This window comes from Trueperaceae bacterium (assembly GCA_036381595.1).
In the GTDB taxonomy this organism is placed as follows: domain Bacteria; phylum Deinococcota; class Deinococci; order Deinococcales; family Trueperaceae; genus DASVCN01.
Window position 1 is genome coordinate 1 of record DASVCN010000008.1, and the last position, 18,404, is coordinate 18,404.

At 63.5% G+C, this 18,404-nt stretch carries 17 protein-coding genes; 8 read left to right on the top strand and 9 right to left on the bottom strand.

Features of this window, described 5'->3' with window-relative positions:
- Positions 1-101 precede the first annotated feature (101 nt).
- Genes VF168_01990 through VF168_02015 form a run of 6 tightly spaced genes read left to right on the top strand, consistent with a single transcriptional unit; the run spans position 102 to position 6,542 of the window.
- Positions 102-1,046 carry an ABC transporter permease gene (locus VF168_01990; GenBank protein HEX7002941.1) on the top strand — a complete coding sequence of 315 codons (945 nt, stop codon included), beginning with the start codon at positions 102-104 and terminating at the stop codon, positions 1,044-1,046.
- Positions 1,043-1,870 (top strand): ABC transporter permease, encoded by an 828-nt coding sequence (locus VF168_01995; protein ID HEX7002942.1) that lies wholly within the window; start codon positions 1,043-1,045, stop codon positions 1,868-1,870. Before VF168_01990 ends, VF168_01995 begins: the two co-directional genes overlap by 4 nt.
- Positions 1,871-1,920: 50 nt before the next feature.
- Positions 1,921-3,630 (top strand): M28 family metallopeptidase, encoded by a 1,710-nt coding sequence (locus VF168_02000; protein HEX7002943.1) that lies wholly within the window; start codon positions 1,921-1,923, stop codon positions 3,628-3,630.
- Entirely contained in the window at positions 3,627-4,808 is a 1,182-nt protein-coding gene (locus VF168_02005) for a M20 family metallopeptidase (protein ID HEX7002944.1), read from the top strand. The genes VF168_02000 and VF168_02005 overlap by 4 nt, the downstream gene beginning before the upstream one ends.
- Complete coding sequence (locus VF168_02010; GenBank protein ID HEX7002945.1) at positions 4,805-6,151, top strand: amidohydrolase family protein; 1,347 nt, start codon at positions 4,805-4,807, stop codon at positions 6,149-6,151. The genes VF168_02005 and VF168_02010 overlap by 4 nt, the downstream gene beginning before the upstream one ends.
- Positions 6,144-6,542 carry a carboxymuconolactone decarboxylase family protein gene (locus VF168_02015; GenBank protein ID HEX7002946.1) on the top strand — a complete coding sequence of 133 codons (399 nt, stop codon included), beginning with the start codon at positions 6,144-6,146 and terminating at the stop codon, positions 6,540-6,542. The genes VF168_02010 and VF168_02015 overlap by 8 nt, the downstream gene beginning before the upstream one ends.
- 53 nt (positions 6,543-6,595) lie before the next feature.
- Here VF168_02015 and VF168_02020 read toward each other — a convergent pair whose 3' ends face one another.
- On the bottom strand, positions 6,596-8,026 hold the full coding sequence (locus tag VF168_02020; GenBank protein HEX7002947.1) for a four-carbon acid sugar kinase family protein: 1,431 nt from the start codon (positions 8,024-8,026) through the stop codon (positions 6,596-6,598).
- An 80-nt stretch (positions 8,027-8,106) separates the two neighbouring features.
- On the opposite strand from VF168_02020, the gene VF168_02025 reads away from it, so the two are divergent.
- Positions 8,107-8,736, top strand: a complete 630-nt coding sequence (locus VF168_02025) for a class II aldolase/adducin family protein (GenBank protein ID HEX7002948.1) — start codon at positions 8,107-8,109, stop codon at positions 8,734-8,736.
- Positions 8,737-8,792: 56 nt separating this feature from the next.
- Here VF168_02025 and VF168_02030 read toward each other — a convergent pair whose 3' ends face one another.
- The 8 genes from VF168_02030 to VF168_02065 all read right to left on the bottom strand — a co-directional run bounded on the left by VF168_02030 (position 8,793) and on the right by VF168_02065 (position 16,894).
- A complete protein-coding gene (locus tag VF168_02030) occupies positions 8,793-10,472 on the bottom strand; it encodes an FGGY family carbohydrate kinase (protein HEX7002949.1) in 1,680 nt (559 codons plus the stop codon).
- Positions 10,473-10,491: 19 nt separating this feature from the next.
- Complete coding sequence (locus VF168_02035) at positions 10,492-11,187, bottom strand: aspartate/glutamate racemase family protein (protein HEX7002950.1); 696 nt, start codon at positions 11,185-11,187, stop codon at positions 10,492-10,494.
- Between the two features lie 82 nt (positions 11,188-11,269).
- Positions 11,270-12,121, bottom strand: a complete 852-nt coding sequence (locus VF168_02040; protein HEX7002951.1) for a class II fructose-bisphosphate aldolase — start codon at positions 12,119-12,121, stop codon at positions 11,270-11,272.
- A 34-nt stretch (positions 12,122-12,155) separates the two neighbouring features.
- On the bottom strand, positions 12,156-12,980 hold the full coding sequence (locus VF168_02045; GenBank protein ID HEX7002952.1) for a carbohydrate ABC transporter permease: 825 nt from the start codon (positions 12,978-12,980) through the stop codon (positions 12,156-12,158).
- A gap of 8 nt (positions 12,981-12,988) precedes the next feature.
- Positions 12,989-13,933 carry a sugar ABC transporter permease gene (locus VF168_02050; protein ID HEX7002953.1) on the bottom strand — a complete coding sequence of 315 codons (945 nt, stop codon included), beginning with the start codon at positions 13,931-13,933 and terminating at the stop codon, positions 12,989-12,991.
- 70 nt (positions 13,934-14,003) lie between these two features.
- Positions 14,004-15,293, bottom strand: coding sequence for an extracellular solute-binding protein (locus VF168_02055; GenBank protein HEX7002954.1), 1,290 nt, complete (start codon positions 15,291-15,293; stop codon positions 14,004-14,006).
- Positions 15,294-15,441: 148 nt separating this feature from the next.
- Positions 15,442-16,155, bottom strand: coding sequence for a GntR family transcriptional regulator (locus VF168_02060; protein HEX7002955.1), 714 nt, complete (start codon positions 16,153-16,155; stop codon positions 15,442-15,444).
- Positions 16,156-16,510: 355 nt separating this feature from the next.
- The gene (locus VF168_02065) at positions 16,511-16,894 is read right to left on the bottom strand and encodes a hypothetical protein (protein ID HEX7002956.1); all 384 of its coding nucleotides are present in this window, start codon (positions 16,892-16,894) and stop codon (positions 16,511-16,513) included.
- A gap of 704 nt (positions 16,895-17,598) precedes the next feature.
- Here VF168_02065 and VF168_02070 point away from each other — a divergent pair.
- On the top strand, positions 17,599-18,378 hold the full coding sequence (locus VF168_02070; protein ID HEX7002957.1) for an IclR family transcriptional regulator: 780 nt from the start codon (positions 17,599-17,601) through the stop codon (positions 18,376-18,378).
- Positions 18,379-18,404: the final 26 nt, after the last annotated feature.

The window sequence follows — 18,404 nt, forward strand, 5'->3', positions numbered from 1 at the left end:
ACCCGGTCGATTAGGGAATCCCTGGGAGGCTGGCGCGACAGGTACTGGCGCTGTATCGAGCTCCAGCTCGTCGGCCTCCCAGAAAGCTCGAGGATTATCCGTTGTCGCTGAGTTACTTAGGCCGTCGCGTGCTGATCGCCATGTTCAGTCTCTGGGCGGCGATCACTATCCTCTTCGCCATGATCCACCTGGTCCCCGGCGATCCGGTATCAGCGATCCTGGGAGACGCCTATACCGAACGGGCTGCTACCGCTTTGCGGGCTCAGCTCGCATTGGATCGACCGTTACCCGTTCAGTACGTCACGTATCTCGGTTCGATCCTGACAGGTGACCTGGGTACCTCGTACATAAGTCGGCAACCTGTGATGGGCGAGGTCCTCGGCAACTTCGGTTTCACCCTCAGGCTGGCCCTCGCTGGCTTGGCTGTATCCGTGTTGCTGGGAATTCCGCTGGGCTTCATCGCCGCACTCCGCCGCGGGCGCCTGGCCGACATCGCCGCCATGACGGTAGCGGTCTTGGGCGTGTCGATGCCCGGCTTCTGGCTCGGGATCCTGCTGATGGTGATCTTCGCGGTTCAGCTGGGATGGTTCCCTCTCATCGGCATCGGAAACGAGGGCGACGTCGTCGACATCGGTCGACATCTTGTACTTCCCGCTGTCACCCTGGGCATGCGAGGCGCCGGCCTGATCGCGCGAGTCACGCGCAGCGCTCTTCTCGAAACGCTGAACCAGGATTACGTCCGCACGGCGCGAGCCAAGGGCGTTCACGACAGGACCGTCGTGGTCGCGCATGCGCTCAGGAACGCGATGTTGCCGATAGTGACCGTAGCCGGCCTCGATCTTGGCCGGATGCTTGGTGGGACAACCGTTATCGAAACCGTATTCAGTCGGCCCGGTACTGGCGTCCTCCTGATCCAGGCCGTGCTCACTCGGGACTATCCGATGATCCAGGCGGCGTTCCTACTCTTCCTGACCGTAATCATCGTCATCAACCTGCTGGTGGATGTTCTATACGCCCGGCTCGATCCGAGGGTGGTCTACGCGTGAGGCGTCCCCGATTCCGCAAGTTCCTGCGGATGCCCACCGCGATCATCGGCCTCGTGATCCTAGCGGTCGTGGTTCTGAGCGCGATATTCGCTCCTTACCTGACCCCGTACGAGCCCACCCACCAAGACCTCCTGCATAGAGTCGCACCGCCCAACTTCGAACACCTGCTGGGGACCGATCACCTGGGCCGCGACGTTCTGACTCGCCTCCTGTACGGCGCGAGGATTTCGTTGTTCACCGGGTTCGTTTCGGTAGGGATCGGCCTACTACTCGGCATGATCGTCGGACTCACGGCCGGTTACTTCGGGGGTCGGACCGACAACGCGCTCATGTCGATGATGGACGTCCTGCTAGGCTTCAGGACCTACCTCCTCGCGATCCTGGTCGTGGCGATACTCGGCACTTCGCTCTTCAATCTCACGATCGCTATCGGGACTGCAACCTTCCCACAGTTCGCTCGGATGGTGCGCTCCGAGGTCCTATCGGTACGAAGCCGCGACTTCGTCGAAGCTGCCCGTGCGCTAGGTGCCCGAGATGTGGTGCTGATAGGCCGGCATGTATTCCCACAGGTACTCGGGCCCACCGTCGTGATGGCGACCTTCTTCGTGGCTACCGCGATCGTGATCGAGTCCTCCTTGAGCTTTCTCGGTCTTGGCCCCCCGCCGCCGACTCCCTCGTGGGGACTGATGATCAACGAGGGACGACGCTACATCCTCGACGACGCCTGGCTACCCGCCATTCCCGGGTTCGCCATCATGCTGGTCGTCCTCGCCTTCAACCTGCTTGGCGATGCACTGCGCGACGTGCTCGATCCACGAATCTGACCCAGCGTCAGATGGAACAGCTCAATCACATGGTTCACGAAAGGAGCCAAATGTTCGCTACCAAGGATGAATGGAAGGCTTTACAGGGACTCGCCTCGAGCGAGGAGGTAGAACGCACGGCAACCGACCTGGTCAAGTGGCACCGCCACTCCGGAACCGCAGGTGAGTATCAGGCAGTCGCCTATCTCAAGAACCGTTTGGACGAGTTGGGCATACCGACCGTTGTTCACAGCTTCGAAGCACTCATCAGCAATCCCTTGCAGGCGTCGCTCACGGTACACGCGGGAGACAGGCGCACGGTGGAGGTGGTTACTCACCCTTTCTCGGCCAGCGCTCCAGCTGGGGTAACGGGTGCTGTGGTCTACGCCGGCAAGGACGCCGATGCCTCCAAGGCAGACGTAGCAGGGAAGATCGCGATAATCGACGGCGCGGGAACGCCGTTCTCGGTCAATCAGTGGCTGTCCCGAGGCGCGATAGGGATCCTGTGCCACTCGAGGGCCCGGGTGGTGCAGGAGTACATCATCTCCGGGGTCTGGGGCACACCTGATCCGGATTCCGCCAAGACGCTGCCGACGATACCGGTGGCCAGTATCGACAGCGAGACGGGAGATCTCCTGCGCAGGCTACTGGATGAGTCCGAGGAAGAAGTCCTGGTGACCCTCCGCACCCGTCTCGACACCGGGGTCAAGTCTCTGGAGTTCCCGGTGGCCGAAATCCGGGGGAGCGAGGAGACCGACGAGTTCGTATTGCTTGCCGGCCACCTCGACTCCTGGTACGAGGGTGCCCAGGACAATGCCGCCGGCGACGCGGCCCTTCTCGAGGTCGCCCGTGTCTTGCAGCAGAACCGGAGCAAGCTTGGCCGTAATGTCCGGATCGCGTGGTGGGTAGGTCACTCCCAGGGGCGATTCTCGGCCTCGACCTGGTATGCCGATAACTTCTACGCGGACCTCAGTCGGAACTGCGTGGGCTATTTGAATCTCGACCAACCCGGTCATAAGGATGCGACCTGGCTCAAGACGTTCTCGACACCTGATGCCGCCCGCTTTCTCGCCGCCATGGTGAAGGAGCTGTCGGGCCAGGAGGTAAAGCCGCCCCGGCCTCCCAGGAACGCCGACCAGTCGTTCTGGGGAGTTGGCCTCCCGTCGTTCTCCTTCCTTCCGCGTTTGAACGACGAGTCACCGGACGAGGCTCCGGATGAGATCGGTGCGCGGAAACCCTGGTACCAGCACACTCGGTTCGACACTATAGACAAGCTCGACTTCCCGCTGTTGGCCCAGCAGTCGGGTTATGTCGCGGTAACAATGCTGGAACTCTCTATCCGCCGCCTGTTGCCGTGGGACCACGCAGATACGGCGAACGCCTTCCGGAAGCGCCTGAACGAGCTAGCGCAGGAAAGCGGTGACGCCATCGACCTCTCACCCTGCCTCGCCGCGGCGCAGCGTTTGCAAGAGGTCGGCTGCCGGGTTCGCGAGCTTCCCCACGACACGCCTCTGTCCGATTCTTTGAACGGCGCCATCCTACGCGCCAGTCAGAGCCTCCTGAACGTCTACTTCACTGTACGCGGCCGTTACCATCACGACCCTGCTGTCACGTTTCCACTGCTCCCCGGCCTCCGTGACGTCAAGAGGTTGGCTGCAACCAAGGCCGGGTCGGAAGAACGCCTGTTCCTCCGCACCTATCTCATCAGGGAGCGCAACCGGGTAACCGACGCCCTCCTGACTGCTGCAGAGGAGCTGGAGAGCGCTCTTCCGCCATCGTGACCGGGCGACGTGTCCCAACGCTGGCCGCAGCGGAGGAGATCAAAAGAGAAGCGGAGGGGCGCCTCCCGGTCATCCTCGACGACCTCGAGGCGATGGTCGAGCTGGAAACGCCTACTGGCGATGCGTCCGGGATGACGAGATTCGCCGAGTATCTGCTGGACAGGGTCGGCAGCGTAGCGGCGTCCATCGAGAAGCTACCGGGCGGGATTCAGGGTGATCACCTTCGTTGCGAGTTCGGGCGAGGCGATGAACAAATCCTGGTGCTCAGCCACATGGACACCGTATGGCCGCTAGGTACTGTCGCTAACTGGCCCTTCACCGTCGAGGGCGACCGGGCATACGGCCCGGGAACGGCCGACATGAAGGGCGGTCTCGCCGTGGCCTTGCACGCGATCGAGCTGCTCCTGGAAACGAAACTGCTCTCCCAGCAACGGGTAGTGTGGCTGATCACTACCGACGAAGAGGTCGGCAGCCCGTCTTCCCGGCCGCTAATAGAAGCTGAGGCCAAGCGAAGTGGTCGAGTACTGGTGACCGAGCCCGGAGACCCGGAGCGTGGGGCGGTCAAAACGCGGCGGAAGGGGACCGGAGCCTTCGATATCAGAGTCAGAGGGGTGGCATCACACTCCGGCGCCGCACATGCCGAAGGGGCAAGCGCGACCAGCGAACTAGCTCGGCAGATCGCCCGGATCGACTCCTGGACCGATTACGCCGTTGGCACCACCCTCAATATCGGCGAGATAGGAGGAGGGCAGGCGCGCAACGTCGTGGCGGACTCGGCCTGGGCGAGCGTGGACGTGCGCGTCGAGGAGCCGGGGGCAGCGAAGCATATCGAATCGGCCCTCAGGAATCTCGCTCCGATCGACGGCAGGACGACGATCGAGGTGTCTGGCAGTATCACGCGGCCACCGATGTCCCGGCCCCCCTGCGTGGCGAGAACGTACGACTTGGCGGTCGAGTGCGCTCGTGCTCTTGGCCTTGAGTTGCCGGAGGTCAGTAGCGGCGGCGCCAGCGACGCTAACTTCACTGCTGCCCTGGGCGTTCCGACCCTCGACGGGCTGGGCGTCGTAGGAGGGGGCATGCACTCCAGCGGGGAGTACATCGTCGTTCCTTCTCTGCCCTCCCGAACCGCACTCCTTGCCATGCTCCTGACCGCGCCTATCCAGGTGGCGAAAGCGTGACCGAGGAGTTCGAGTACGGGCAGGTCCTCGCCTCGGTGCAGGAGAAGGTGCGCCTGCTCAGTGCCGGGCGCACCGCCATCCGCGCGAGCCAGATGATCGCGGATGCCGAGAGCGGCGAAGTGCTGCGCGACCACACCCTGGTTATCGAAGGTGGGCTTGTCAGAGAAGTCGTCCCGTCGGATTCGTTCGAGATTCCCCAGGATGTCGAGGTCATGGATGTTCCGAGCGGCACTCTCCTCCCTGGGCTCATAGAGACCCACTGTCACGTGACCGGTGAGTGGAGCGAGGATCCTCACGCGACCCATCTGGAGCCGTTTCCCGAGGCGCGCGTCATCCGCGGCATGGTCGACGCCTGGGCCGTTCTCACTGCCGGGTTCACCTCCATCTACAGCATGGGCCACGGGCATCCGAACTACGTAGCCGCCCTGAAGTCGCTGATCGACGACGAAAGGTTCCCTGGGCCCCGCATACATCACTGCGGCTGGGCGATATCGCAGACGGCGGGCCACGGGCATGTGCGCGAGTGGAACTACGAACTCGCGAGCAGCCTCAAGGTGCGCAGTACCTTCGCCGATGGGGAAGCGGCCCTTCGCGCTGTAGTCCGCGAGAACATCGGGACGGGCGCGGAGTTCATCAAGGTGTTCGCCGGCGAGGGCGGCTATACCGCCCCAAGTCATATATCCAGGAGGCTCGATTTCAGTGGAGCGGAACTGAGAGCCGTTACCGATGAGGCGCACCGGTTGGGCTATCGCGTGGCGTCGCACTGCATGACACTGGAACATGTGAGGCACGCCCTTACCAATGGTGTCGACCGGATCGAGCACGGACCCACCGTCTACGAGCCTGACTTCGTGCCGATTCTGCAGGAAAACCAGGCGGCTTGGTGCCCCACGCTCAGCCAACTGCACTGGGGCTTGGAGGAGCGAGTGAAGCGCGGCTTCGATACGGCTACCACCCGAAGGATCGAAGCAGCCCTTGACGCGCGCTGCCGGATGATCGTCGAAGCGCTCGAGGCGGGCGTAGTGGTGGGTTTCGGCACCGACAACCGGATGCGTCCCAAAGCGGGAAGGAACGGCATCGAGTTTCGTCTGATGGTGGAGCGAGGAATCCAGCCGGGAACCGCGCTCGCACTAGCGACGAGCAACGCAGCAAGGTTGGTTGGCGTCGACGATCAGTTGGGCTCCATTCGCCCCGGGATGGTCGCCGACCTCATCGTCGTCAACGGGAACCCTCTGCAGGACATCGAGGCTGTAAGCGAGCGCGAGAACATCGTCCAGGTGCTCCGCAGTCCTGTTCGTGTCAGGCCCAAACCTCCCATCAAGAGGGGGGCGAGCTATGGGTGATGAGGCGAAGGAGCGAGTGCTTGCCGACATCGAGCGGCGGCGCGGGAAGGTGACCGACGATCATAGGTTCATCGCCGGTCACGACCCGGAGTTCCTGAGGGAATACGAGGCGATCTACGAAGCGACCCTGGGCGAAGATGTCGAGTTGCCCGTGCGGGTGCGGGAATACGTTGCGATAGCGATCCTGCTCACCCGCGGTGCAAGCGATGGCGGTATCGAGAGGCACATGCGGCGAGCGTTAGCTCATGGCGCCACCATCGATGAACTCTTCCAGGTCGTTCGGGCGATGATCCTCCCCGGGGGAGCGCCGGTATTCAATCGGGGTGTTTCCATCCTTCGGGGTATCGCGAAGTCAGAGGGTAACGACGGCTCTGGACCGGATCCGAGCTGAAATTCACCAGACCAGACTCGGTGCCTTCCTGAAGACTTATGCCGCCTGCGCGTTCACTCGAACCTAACTCCCCGCAACGCCTTCACGAACAGGTCATCGCCGCCCAACTGCCCGCCTTTGAGCGCGAGTTCGATGCCATCGAGGGTGTGGCCGGGCGCGTACGCCCGGCACAGGGGAACGCCTGGGTCCAACCGGCCGATCATCTCGAGCGCCCGGATACCTGTGCGCTGTACGGTCTTGCTGGAGCTGTCGCCACCGGCGATGACCGCCCGTTTGACCTCCAGTAGCTCCACGGCGTTACGGAGTAGTTCGGCGAAGAGCTCGCCTACCGAATCAGGGGAGAGGCTATCTCCGCCACCTCCCCGGCACGTCGCGGCTATCACCGCACCCCTCTCTTCCATCGCCGCGGCGACTCGCGAGAAAACTTCCTGGTTGTAACCGGCCGCTCCGAGCCTCGGTGAGACGTCGACTACGCTGAAGCCTGCCCGCTCCGCTACCCGCACCTGCAGCTCGGTCATCGGCGAGCAGCTGCCCGACAGCACCAACAGCCTCTCGGCCCCGGCGATTGCACGCAAACCGCCGCCAACCATCTCGACCTCCGCTTGTCGTCCGGAAGGAGCACCTTGCGATACCGCGCCCTCCGAGTTACACGAAGCAGATTCCAGGCCCGCGTTCCAGACACTGGCCATCGCGCCCTCGACCGACGACGGGCCTATCAGCAGAGGCGCCGTTCCGGCTCGAACGCGTCGTTCCACCGCGGCGGCGAAGCGAAGCGTCTGCGACTCCTGCACCGCGTCGAACAGCGTCAGCCGTGGTCCATCGACCGCGGCAAGCTCCTCGGCGACCCGAGCGATGGCTGCTTCCACAGACTCATCGGACCCCATGGAGTCGACGATGACGTTGCCTATCCCAAGGCCGGCCCACTGGGCAAGCAGATGGGCCCGCAAGTCACTTTCGAGCATGGGGGTCGAAGGGTGATGGCTCATCACCGGGTGCCGGTCGATCCGATAGACCAGCCCGTCCCCGCCGTACCGCGCGAACAGGTGGCCGAACGACAGGTAGCGGCCCAGGTGGGGCGCCCCGCCCAACGCCCATAGCTCCTCCCGGCCGAACGATTCGGCCAGTAGCCGGGCTGCGACCCCGATGTTGCCGAGCGCCGGGCTGGAGTCGTAGGTCGAGCACACCTTGTAGTGCATGACTTCCGGCCGCAAGGCGGCGAGGCTCCCGAAGACCTCGGGCAGAGAAGCTTCCATCTGGGCCGGACTCATCGCCCTCGCGTCCCCGGCAACGCCGATCGCCTCGACGCGAGGGAACTTCGTTGACAGCTCGTCGGAAGTAGGCACCGCCGTGAACAGAACCGACCGCACTCCGGCCCAGACCAGCGCCTCCAGCGAGTCGGTAGAGCCGGTGAAGTCGTCGCCGTAGAAGGCGAGCCTCAGCCTGCCTTCCGACCCTCGGTAGTTCGGTTCGGACCGCAGCCCCATCAGTTCGCCCTCCGCCCGCCGACTGCTTGCGTGGTATGCCGTAGCCGACGGGAGGCACGGTGCCACGAGGAGGACCGGACATGGAAGGCGCGAACGAACTCATCGAGCTGGGACGTGAGCTGGCGCGACTCGGTTTCACGTGGGCGTCGAGTGGCAACCTGAGCATGCGAACCGGTGAAGGCTTCACGATGACGGCTTCCGGCTCCAGGCTGCCGCGACTCGGCGAGAACGACCTCGTTACGGTCGACGCCAATGGGGAACCGATCGCAGGTGCTGCTGACGCCAGGCCCTCCAAGGAGGCGGGGATGCACCTGGCCGTTTACCGGCGGGTAGCTGAAGCCAACTGCGTCATCCACCTCTCGCCACCGTTCACGACCTTCCTCGCGTGCTCCCAGCTGGCGCTTCCCGCCCACGCTTTTCCAGAGGGGATGATGCATCTGCGCGATGCGGTGAGGGTGCCTTACCGGCACGCGGGCAGTGACGAGCTGGCGCAGGAGGTTGGGCAGCACTGCACAGGATCGCAGGTGCTCATCCTCGAAAACCACGGCGCCCTGGTGTGGGCGGCCACTAGTGAAGAGGCTCTGCTCAAGCTGGAGGTGCTCGAGTTCGGCGCTCGGCTGGCGGTGCTGGGGAGCGCGACCGGCTCCGGCCTGAAGCTGCTTGGCAACGAGGTGGTCGATGAGTTCGTCTCCTCCGGGTACCGACGGTAGGAGCACCACCCGGCGCGACTCGGTTCGTCTCGCGAACGGCGGCCTCTCGAACATCTTCACGCCCCGACCCCGCTCCCGCTTCGGACCAGAGCGTCCAACTCCCGATAGGCCTCCACGGCAGGCCGGTACACCCGCCGGAACCAGTCGTCGTAGTCGAGGCTCCGTTCGGGGTGCGGCAGAACCACCCGCCCCTCTTCTCGGCCCACATCGTCGAAGCCTGAGAAGTGGCCCGTGGCGATGGCAGCGGCCGTCCCTGCGCCCACCAGTACCGACTCAGATGTAGCCGGAACACGGATGGGCAGGTTCATCACATCGGCCTTCGTCTGCAACCAGATCTCGTTGCCGGTTCCTCCGCCGATGGCCGTCACCTCTTCCGGCAGGGCCGCCATGCCCTCGAGCATTCGCCGGGATTCGCAGGCGAGACCCTCGATAACGGCCAGCAGCAGGTCGGCCTTGTTGTGGCCCCGGTGAAGACCCAAAAGCGCGCCGCGGGCAACGGGATCCTTCTGGGGTGGGCCGCTGCCGTCCAGATAGGGGAGCGCCAGGAGTCCGCTGGGACGATCGGTCACGAGGGACGCCAAGTGTGCCCCCGCAGCGACGACTTCCTGGAGGTCTTGGCCGGACGGTCCGTCAGACTCTGGCCGCGGGGTGGCTTCGACCGAGGACCGTCCGGCCCTCAGCTTGCTCGCCCACCAGGCGAACGTTCCGCCCGATGAACTGAGTCCGGCCATCTCGTAGTAGCCTCCGCTCACCCGGCAACCGTAGTTGTAGCCTTCGCTGCGCTGCCCAGTTGAGCGGCTCTGTTCGGCTGCTCGGGAGCCGCGCGCCGCTTCCGTAATCACCGAGTCGTGGGCGCCCAGATGCTCCAGCGGCCTTAGCAGGGTCTCGGCGGTGCCGAGCGAATCGAGGACGTTGGACGGTGAGTCGACGCCGGCCCCGGCCGCTCCGCAAGCGTGGTCGTGCCCGGCGATGACGACCGGGATGCCTTCGGGAAGACCCAACTGCGAAGCGGCCAATGCGCTGATCCTGCCCACGGCGCTCGTTTCGTCGACAACGAACGGCATGATCGAGGCGTCGATCCCGGCGCGAGAGAGCAGCTCCGCCGACCACTTCCGCTCCAGCAGAGAGAACGCCATCGTCCGGCAGGCGAGCGACGGCGAGGTGGCGGCCTCGCCGGTAAGCCGATAAGCAACGAAGTCGGGAGCGTGCAGCCACTTCCAGGCGCTCTCTAGCGCAGCGGGCCGGTGCCGCGCCAGCCACTGCAACTTGATCAGCGGAACCTTGGTGCTCGGCAGCACCCCCGTCTCGAGCCAAGTCCGCCTCGCCACTTCCGGCTCCAACCAGGCCTTAGCCTCGTGCTCGCCGCGCCCGTCGAACCAGGCGAGCAGCGGTGTGAGGGGCTCGCTGTGAGCGTCGATCAGTAGCCCCGCCTCGGCCATCCCGGCTATGCCGACCGCCTCGAGGCGAACTGTTCCGAGCCGGCCCGCTTCGGCCGGGCCTCCTCCTGCCGATCGGGTTCCTCTCTCTCGGGCATCGCCCGCTTCAGCTAATCCCGCCATCGCCCGGCGGCAGACCCTGACCACGCAAGCCCACAGTTCATCCGCCGGATGTTCCGCCCAACGGGCCTGAGGCCGGAGAGTGGGTGTCGGCTCCCGGGCCACGGACAGCAGGCGGCCGACCTCGCTCAGCACTCCCGCCTTCACGTTCGTTGTGCCGACGTCTATCCCCAGGAACATCTCAAGAGTTGTCGAGAGGTCAGGACTGACGCGTGAGCGCGGTTTGGCGTCGAGGCCCCGACGCGCTGGCCAGCATCCGCTGGGCCTCCTCCATCGCGACTCGCGGGCTGGACAGGACCGGCTTTCCAAGCCGATCTTCCAACGTAGGCGCCAGGCGGGCCATCGATCCTTGAGCGAACAGCAGCACGTCTGCCTGCCGGGCGGCCTCTTCGGCGATGCGGGTCACCATCTCATCGTGCTTCTCAACGTCACCGGCCACTAGGTAGTCGAGGGCGCCGTCGTTGAGGAAGCGCAGCACCTCGATCTCCTTGCCGGCTTCTCGGGCGGTCCGCTCGAGCAGACGGCAGGTGGGATGAAGGGTGCTCTCGACCGTCGCCAGCACCGCGACCGTGCCGCCCTTCTCGACCGCCTGGCGTGCCATCGGTTCATCGATCTTGAGTATCGGAGTAGGCACCAGCTGCCGGGCGATGTCGACGGTGTCGCCCACCGACGAGCAGGCGCTCAGTATGAGATCGACGCCGGCGTCGTGGGCCTGTTCGAAGTAGGTGCACATGCGCCTCGTCAGATGGTTGTCGACTCCTACGCGGCGGGCGTAGCGGAGCAGGTCGTCGTCGACGATATGGACGATCTCCACCTCGGGCAGCATCTCCTTGCTCAACTCCCCGAGCGGTGTGATCAGGGCGAGGTTGGTGTGCACTATTGCCATTCGCTGCATCGATCTGTCCTTCCTCATGCTCGGACGGCTAGCGACTGACCCGGGCTGACCGTCCGGGCCTCACGACCGAGGCCGCTCCTCATCAGGATGCCGCGACTCCTGGGCTGGAGAAAAGCATCATCTTCCGTGCCGCCAGTCGCCGCACGGCCCCACGCACGATCGGCAGGTAGGCTCGCGGGTCGAACTGCTCGGGGTTGGCGGCCAGGAACTGGCGGAGGGCATCCGTGTGCGCCGTCTTGAGCTCGGTGCCGATGTTGATCTTGCGGAAGCCGGCTTTGATCGCCTCGCGTATCGTTTCCTCGGCCAGCGACGATCCGCCGTGTAGGACCAGAGGCACGGGAACGGCCTGGTAGATCTCCGCGGCCCGTCCCAGTTCCAGCCTTGGAGTCGTCCTGTACGTACCGTGAGCGTTGCCGATCGCCACCGCCAGTGCGTCGATTCCGGTCGCTTCCACGAAGTTTACGGCCTCGTCCACCGTGGTCAGATCCGACGATTCGGTCGTAACGTCGTCTTCGGTCCCGCCGATGTGCCCCAGTTCCCCCTCGACCGAACTGCCCAGAGCGTGAGCGACAGCGACGACTCTGCTAGTGAGCTCGATGTTCTCGTCGAACGGGAGCAGTGAACCGTCGATCAGCACCGAGCTGAAACCTCGCCGCAGGCACCGGCAGGCTATCTCGAAGCTGTCGCCGTGGTCGAGCTGAACCACCACGGGTACGGTCGAGCGTTCGGCGGCTCGAACCATCTCCTGGGCCAGCTCGTCCAGCCCAGCCGCTTCGAGCTGCTTCGGGCTGGCCTGCAGGATCACCGAGCGGCCTAGTTCCTCGGCCGCAGCCAGGGTTCCCTGTATGTCCTCGCGGGTGACGACGGTGAAGGCGCCTACCGCGCTGCCCTCCCGGTCGGCCTCTGCCAGAACGTCTCGTAGTGTCGCGATCACTTTTGGCTCCTCGCAAAGCTTTCAGTAACGATCGTCATCCCTTGACCGAGCCCGAAAGCATGCCGCGGATGAGATGGCGTTGGAAGACGAAGACGAACAGCACCGCCGGTATCACCGCGATCACGGTAGCGGCCGCCAGCTGGTTCCACACGATGATGTCGTCCCGGAAGAAGTCGGTAAGGCCCACGGGAAGAGTCTTGGCCTCGGTGCGTGTGAGGGTGAGCGCGAACATGAACTCGTTCCATGAGAACAGGAAGGAGAGGATCGCCGCCGCAACGATGCCGGGCCGGGCCAGAGGCAGCGCCACCAGCCAGAAGGTGCGCGGGTTGTCGCAGCCATCGACCTTGGACGCCTCCATCAGCTCCTTCGGGATGGAATCGAAGAACCCTCTAAGCACCCAGATCGCGAATGGCAACGAGAAGAAGACGTTAGCGATGACCAGGCCGGTCCTGGTGTCGAGGAGCTTCAACTGGCTGAAGATGATCAGGAACGGGATGATGAACGAGACCGGTGGGACCAGGCGACTCCCTATGATCACGTTGAAGATGACGTTCGAGCCTCGTTGCGGGAGCCGGCTGAAACCGTAGGCGGCGGGGACGCCCAGCGCCACGCAGACGAGCGTGACCCAGGTCGACACCACCAGGCTGTTGACGATGTTGCCCACGAAGGAGCTGTTCTGCAGCACACGGACGTAGCTGCTCAGATCGGGCTCCGGGAACCAGATCGGCGGCAGCTGGAAAACGGCGGCATTGTCCTTGAACGAGGTGCCCAGAGTCCAGAGGATCGGGAAGACGATTATCACGACGTAACCGAGGAGCACCGCGTGCAGCAGCAGAGAGCGAGTCGTCTTGGCGTTCACATCCGCTCCTAACTCTGTTCTTCGCGGCTCAACAGCCTGAAGTAGATGGCTACGAAACCGATGGTGATCAGCAGCATGATGACGCTGAGCGCCGACGCATACCCCTGGCGCAGCAACAGGTTGCCTCGCCGGTAGATCGCCAGTGCCAGAACCTCGGTGGCCTCACCGGGGCCACCCCCAGTCAGGACGTACGGCAGGCCGAATTCACGGAAGACGAACATGGTGCTCACCACCAGAACGATCAGCAGCTCGGGCCGTATCGAGGGGATGGTGATGTGCCGGAAGTAGGCGAGGGGACCCGCTCCATCGATCTTGGCCGCGTCGTAGATCTCGCTAGGGATGCGCTGCAGTCCCGCGTAGAGGATGAGGATAGAGAATGGCGATCGGTACCAGACGTCGGCGCTTACCAGAACTGCCATGGCGGCTACGGGATCGCCCAGCCAGTGATATGGGCCCTGCAAGATTCCGATATTGACGAGGACGACATTGAGGATGCCATAGATATCGTGGATCATCCACTTCCACATGATCGCTGTAGCGACCGGCGGAATCATCCACGGGATCAGGATGACGGGCAGATAGAACCACTTCCCGCTCCTGACGTTGTCCAGGACTATCGCGATGAGCAGCGACAGGCCCACGCCGAAGACAACCGAGGAAGCGGAGTAGATCGTTGTCGTACCGAGATATCCCCAGAAGGCGCTGCTGGTGAGAGCCTCGCTGTAGTGGTGCAGACCCACGAACCCGAACCGTTGCCGCAGCAGATCACGGTTGAAGAAGCTTGTGTATATCAGATACAGGGTCGGGAACCCGACCACCAGCATTATCACCAACAGACTGGGCAGCGTGACCAGCTGGCCGAATCGGTTGTCCACGAACCGGGCGAGGGAGGCGAGCGGGCCTTTTCTGGCTGGACCGCCCATCTCACGGGCAGCATTCATGTCGACGGACATGCGTCTCCTAGTAACCGGGGCAGGAGCCCGGGTGATGCCGAGCTCCTGCCGGCGTGGCGGGAAACTTGCGTCAGTAGACTTCCAGCTCTTGGAGTCGGTCGTCGAGCCAGTCGAGCGCCTCCTGCGGTTCCATCTGCCCGTTCAGAACGTTCTGGAGGGCCTGGTTGACGGGCTCCAGGTAGGCGGCGTAGCCCTGATGGATGTCGCTGTTGGCCCTATTGAACTGCTCCAGTATCGCGTCGGCGTAGCTGAAGTGCTTCTGAAGGTAGGGACTCTCGTAGGTGGAGCGCACGACAGGGATGTTGCCTTCCACAGCGCCCTCGTTCCAGCTCGAGGCGTAGGTCCCCATGAACAGGGCGAGTTGCTTGGCAGCTTCGATGTTGGGCGAGTCGGCGTTGACGACGACGCCGTTGTAGGAGGCGTTGTAAACGAACTCGTTGTCCATCTCGCTGGCCGGCCTGATCGTGGGCAGAGGAGCGACCTCCAGATACTGACCGTAGGGAGTGGACTGGCGGGTAGCGTCGATGACGCCGCCGGTGCTCAGAAGCGCCATCGCGGCCTGACCACCACTCAGAACCTCGCCGGCATCGCCGGCCGTGTACTCGGTGACGCCCTCAGGCACGGAACCGCTCTCCATCAAGCCATCGAGGAACTCGAGAGCCTGGAGGCCCTCCTCGCCCAGGAAGGCTGGAGTGCCGTCCTCGTTCCACATCTGGCCACCGCCGCCCTTGAGGAAGCTCTTGAACGTCCACAAGCCGTAGTCGCCGAGGGTCGGGAAGGCGAAACCGAAGGTTTCCGGGTTGCCGTCACCGTTCTCGTCTATCGTGAGCGCCTGGGCAACCTCGAGCAGTTCGTCCCAGGTCTGCGGGGGGCCGTCGAAGCCGGCCTCCTCCAGGAGGTCACTGCGGTAGCCGAGCATGAGCGTTTGCCCGTAGTGCGGCATCCAGTAGAGTTCCCCATCGTAGGTCCCGGCCTCGACCGCGCTGGGCAGCCAGTCCTGGCGGAGTCCCTCGGGCACGACGTCGTCGAGTGGGACGATCCAACCGTTCCGGGCCCACTCGGGGTTGCCCAGGCCCACCAGGACATCGATCACGTCGTAAGTGCCCTCGCCCAAGGCGAGGGTACGGGCCCATTCGGTGGTTTGGCTGAGGTCGGGGACCGGGACGATCTCCACGTCGATTCCCGTCCACGCCTCGAACTCGAGGATCGTTTCGAGGATGGCGGGGTCGCCGTCGATGCTACCGGCATTGCCCCAAACGAGTCGGTCAACGCCCTTGGCCCACTCGGGTTGCGCCAGGGCAGAGCCGGCACAAACCAGTACCAGCCCGGCGATTATTGCTCTGATCCTGCGGATGTTCATCTGTCAGCTCTCACTTTCCTAGTCGAACTTCCCATCACGAGCGACGCCATACGGGAGGAGCCGCGCCTCGGCTCAGGGCAAGCGACCACCTCCCTCGGTTAGATGTTTTCCTAGCCGAGAAACATGCCCGGGATCGGGCTGATGAAGATCAGTCATCGTCCACGGCTCCGACGGTCTCGTTCACGGGAGCCAGGGTGTCGATGTAGTGGGTGACGTGCAACGCCATGACGGAACGCACGTTCTCGCGATCGCCGCGCTCCAGGACGTCGATGATCCTCTGATGGTCGCGGGCGGCCTCGTCGAGGTTGCGGGCGATGAGCTTGGTGACGACCATGTAGGTGCGGATCCGGAAGCCGATGCCCTGCATCACCTCGATCAGGGCGCCGTCGTTTGAAGCGCGGAGCATGGCCTGGTGAAAGGCCTCGTCGTGCTCTACCACGCCCAGGAAGTCGTCGCGCGCCGCCGCCTCTTCCATCGCAGCCATGTGACCGCGAAGGCTTTCGAGCAGTTCGTCACTGACCCCTTGGTCTATGAGCCGCTCGCCCAGGTAGCCTTCCAGTTCTGCCCTCAAACGAATCAGATCGTAGACGTCGTCGGGCCTCAGTTCGCGGATGAACGCGCCGCGGTGGGGTCGCATCACGACTAGACCCTGTTCCTTGAGTTGGTTGAGCGCCTCTCGTATCGGCGCACGGCTCACACCCATCTGCTCTGCTATCGAGGCCTCGGAGATGTGATCACCCGGACGCAGCCGGCCAGTGAGAATGGCCCGTCTGATCGAGTGCGCGACCTGCGACTTAATCGTCGTGGGCGTGACGGGCTCGAAGATCGCCGACCCGCTGCCCTCGTTTTCTCTGATACTCATCGTCTACCCTTCTACCATCGACTGTGGATTGTCGACAAAATGCAGTTTGGCGTGGCTCTGAATATATAGGGCCGGTAGTCGGATGTCAAAGTCCGTCGTGCCCAGCGATCAAAGACTTCTTGCGGCCGAAGTAGCAGTATCGCTCGATGCCTTCGAGAAGTTGGTCCAGGAATTGGCCACAAGGGCGCGGGCCGATTAGCAACGTTAGCCGTTTCTATGCTGTCCTAGTCGGGCTGTGGATTTCGAGCTTCTTACTTCGGCCTCTGGTCAGCTCACAACCCTTCTTGATCGCGTCGCCCAAAGTGGGGTAAACAGCAACTTCCCGTTGGCTGTCTTCCCCTCGACTCTGCTCCCTCTACCGCTTCCGTTGAAGACTCCAGGTACCGCTGTAACCCCCCAAGCAGGTGTTCGGCTCGAAGTCACCTTTGATCGTCGTTTCCGTCGCCGTTCCCACGAAATCGAAGCGGCAATTCGTGCTGGCGCTCAAGGTGGCGACAATGATTCCTTCCCGAATGACGCCGTCGATTACGCCCTCACCGTTCAAATCTCCGTTCAGGGTGTAGATGCCCACGATGTCGTAGCCGCTGCGTCTGAATTCGACCTCCACCAGGGAGACGTAGTCGAGCTGTTGACTCACTCCGGTCCAGACCTCGAGAGCGCCGAGCTGTGAGCACCCTGCCAGGAGGGAGATGAGGAGTGGCAACAGTAGGAGCTGAAGGCGACGAAATCGATACGACATGGAAATATCCTTTTGCCCCCTGGTTTTGTACCAATGTTGCACGTTCGGAGTCCCAAGGGCGTTAAGTATTGCAGTTAAGAGGGGCTAACGGTCGCGCATGGACCTCGTATGAGAAGCGCCGGTGTGCGCCGCCTTGAACGGGGTGCAGATCGAGAAGCTGGCGCAGGGGGCCAAAGGAAGTCTCTCGGGGCCCCTCGAACATTTGCCTGAGCCTTGCTGCTGCATCCCTACAACCTCGCCAGCAAGCAACTCCTTGGCCTCCAACCGAGTTATGTGCCTTGCTGCCCGGTGTTCGCATACCGAACTAAAGTTTCCGAGCCCTGGAGTCGCCGTCCTCGGCCCGATACAGCCGATAATTCCGGCCAGACACACCGTTGAGCAGCAGGCAAGTGGATAGGAACGGACTTCAGGTTCGACTGTAAGCCGGTCGACGTGAACGGCGACCGCCGGTTGACGATGGTGACCGTTCGACATCTACGTCTCCACGATTTCGGCCTGGGCCCGATGGAATGTATCGGCAGAAACTCGGCAACTGCTGAGCTCGATCTGGAAGACACTCATCCGGCCCGTTTTCCAGCCGGGGGTGACCCTCTCGTTGGTTGAGCTCGGCCCCCAGCTCCTCTCTTCCGTTTGACAACTCGCATGTCTTTCCAATACTGTGAATTCCAACTACAGGATTACCATTCCACTGATTGGAATTCTAGATGGTCGAAGCAGTCGACAGGACGGTCAACCTCATCGAGCAATTGGCCCAGAACCCCGGGGGGATCGGGGTAGCCAACCTCGCGAAGAACGTTGGTCTGGCGGGCAGCACGACTCACCGCTATCTCGCGGCGCTGCAGGAGCGTGGGCTGGTGGAGCAGGACGAGCAGAAGAACTATCGGCTCACGCCGCGTCTCTACCTGCTGGGCCTGTCGGCCGCAGCCGGCTTCGACCTGGAGAGGCAGGCCCGGGTGAGCCTGGAGCGCCTCACCAAGCAGACTGGAGAGACCTCGTGCTTGATGATCCGGGACGGCCGCTACTCGGTATGCGTCGCTCAAACGGATGCCCATCATCAGCTCAAGATCGCAGCCAGGGTGGGCAGTCGCCAGGACATCCGGCTGGGCGCAACCTCACGACTTCTTCTCGCTTACGCACCCGAGGAGGAGCGCGAGGCCATCCTGCTGGAACCGGCTCCTCGGGCGCGCACCAAGAAGACCGTCACCGACCCGAAGGCGATCCGCGAGATACTCGACGAGATTACCGAGCAAGGCTATTACGTGAGTGTCGGCGAGGTCGACGAGGGGGTGCTGGCCATAGCCGCTCCGGTTCGCGACCGGTCTGCTGAAGTCGTTGCGGCGATTGCCCTTGCCGCCCCCGAGTCCAGGCTAGGCGCTCCCGACGTGCTCGAAGAGGCTATCGCGCTCGTAGTTCGGGAGGCCGCCGATCTCTCGTTCAAACTCGGCTTCGTCGACAGCTCCCGGCTACGGGTGCCGACTGCCTAGCACCTGAATCACGTGGCGCGTTGGCC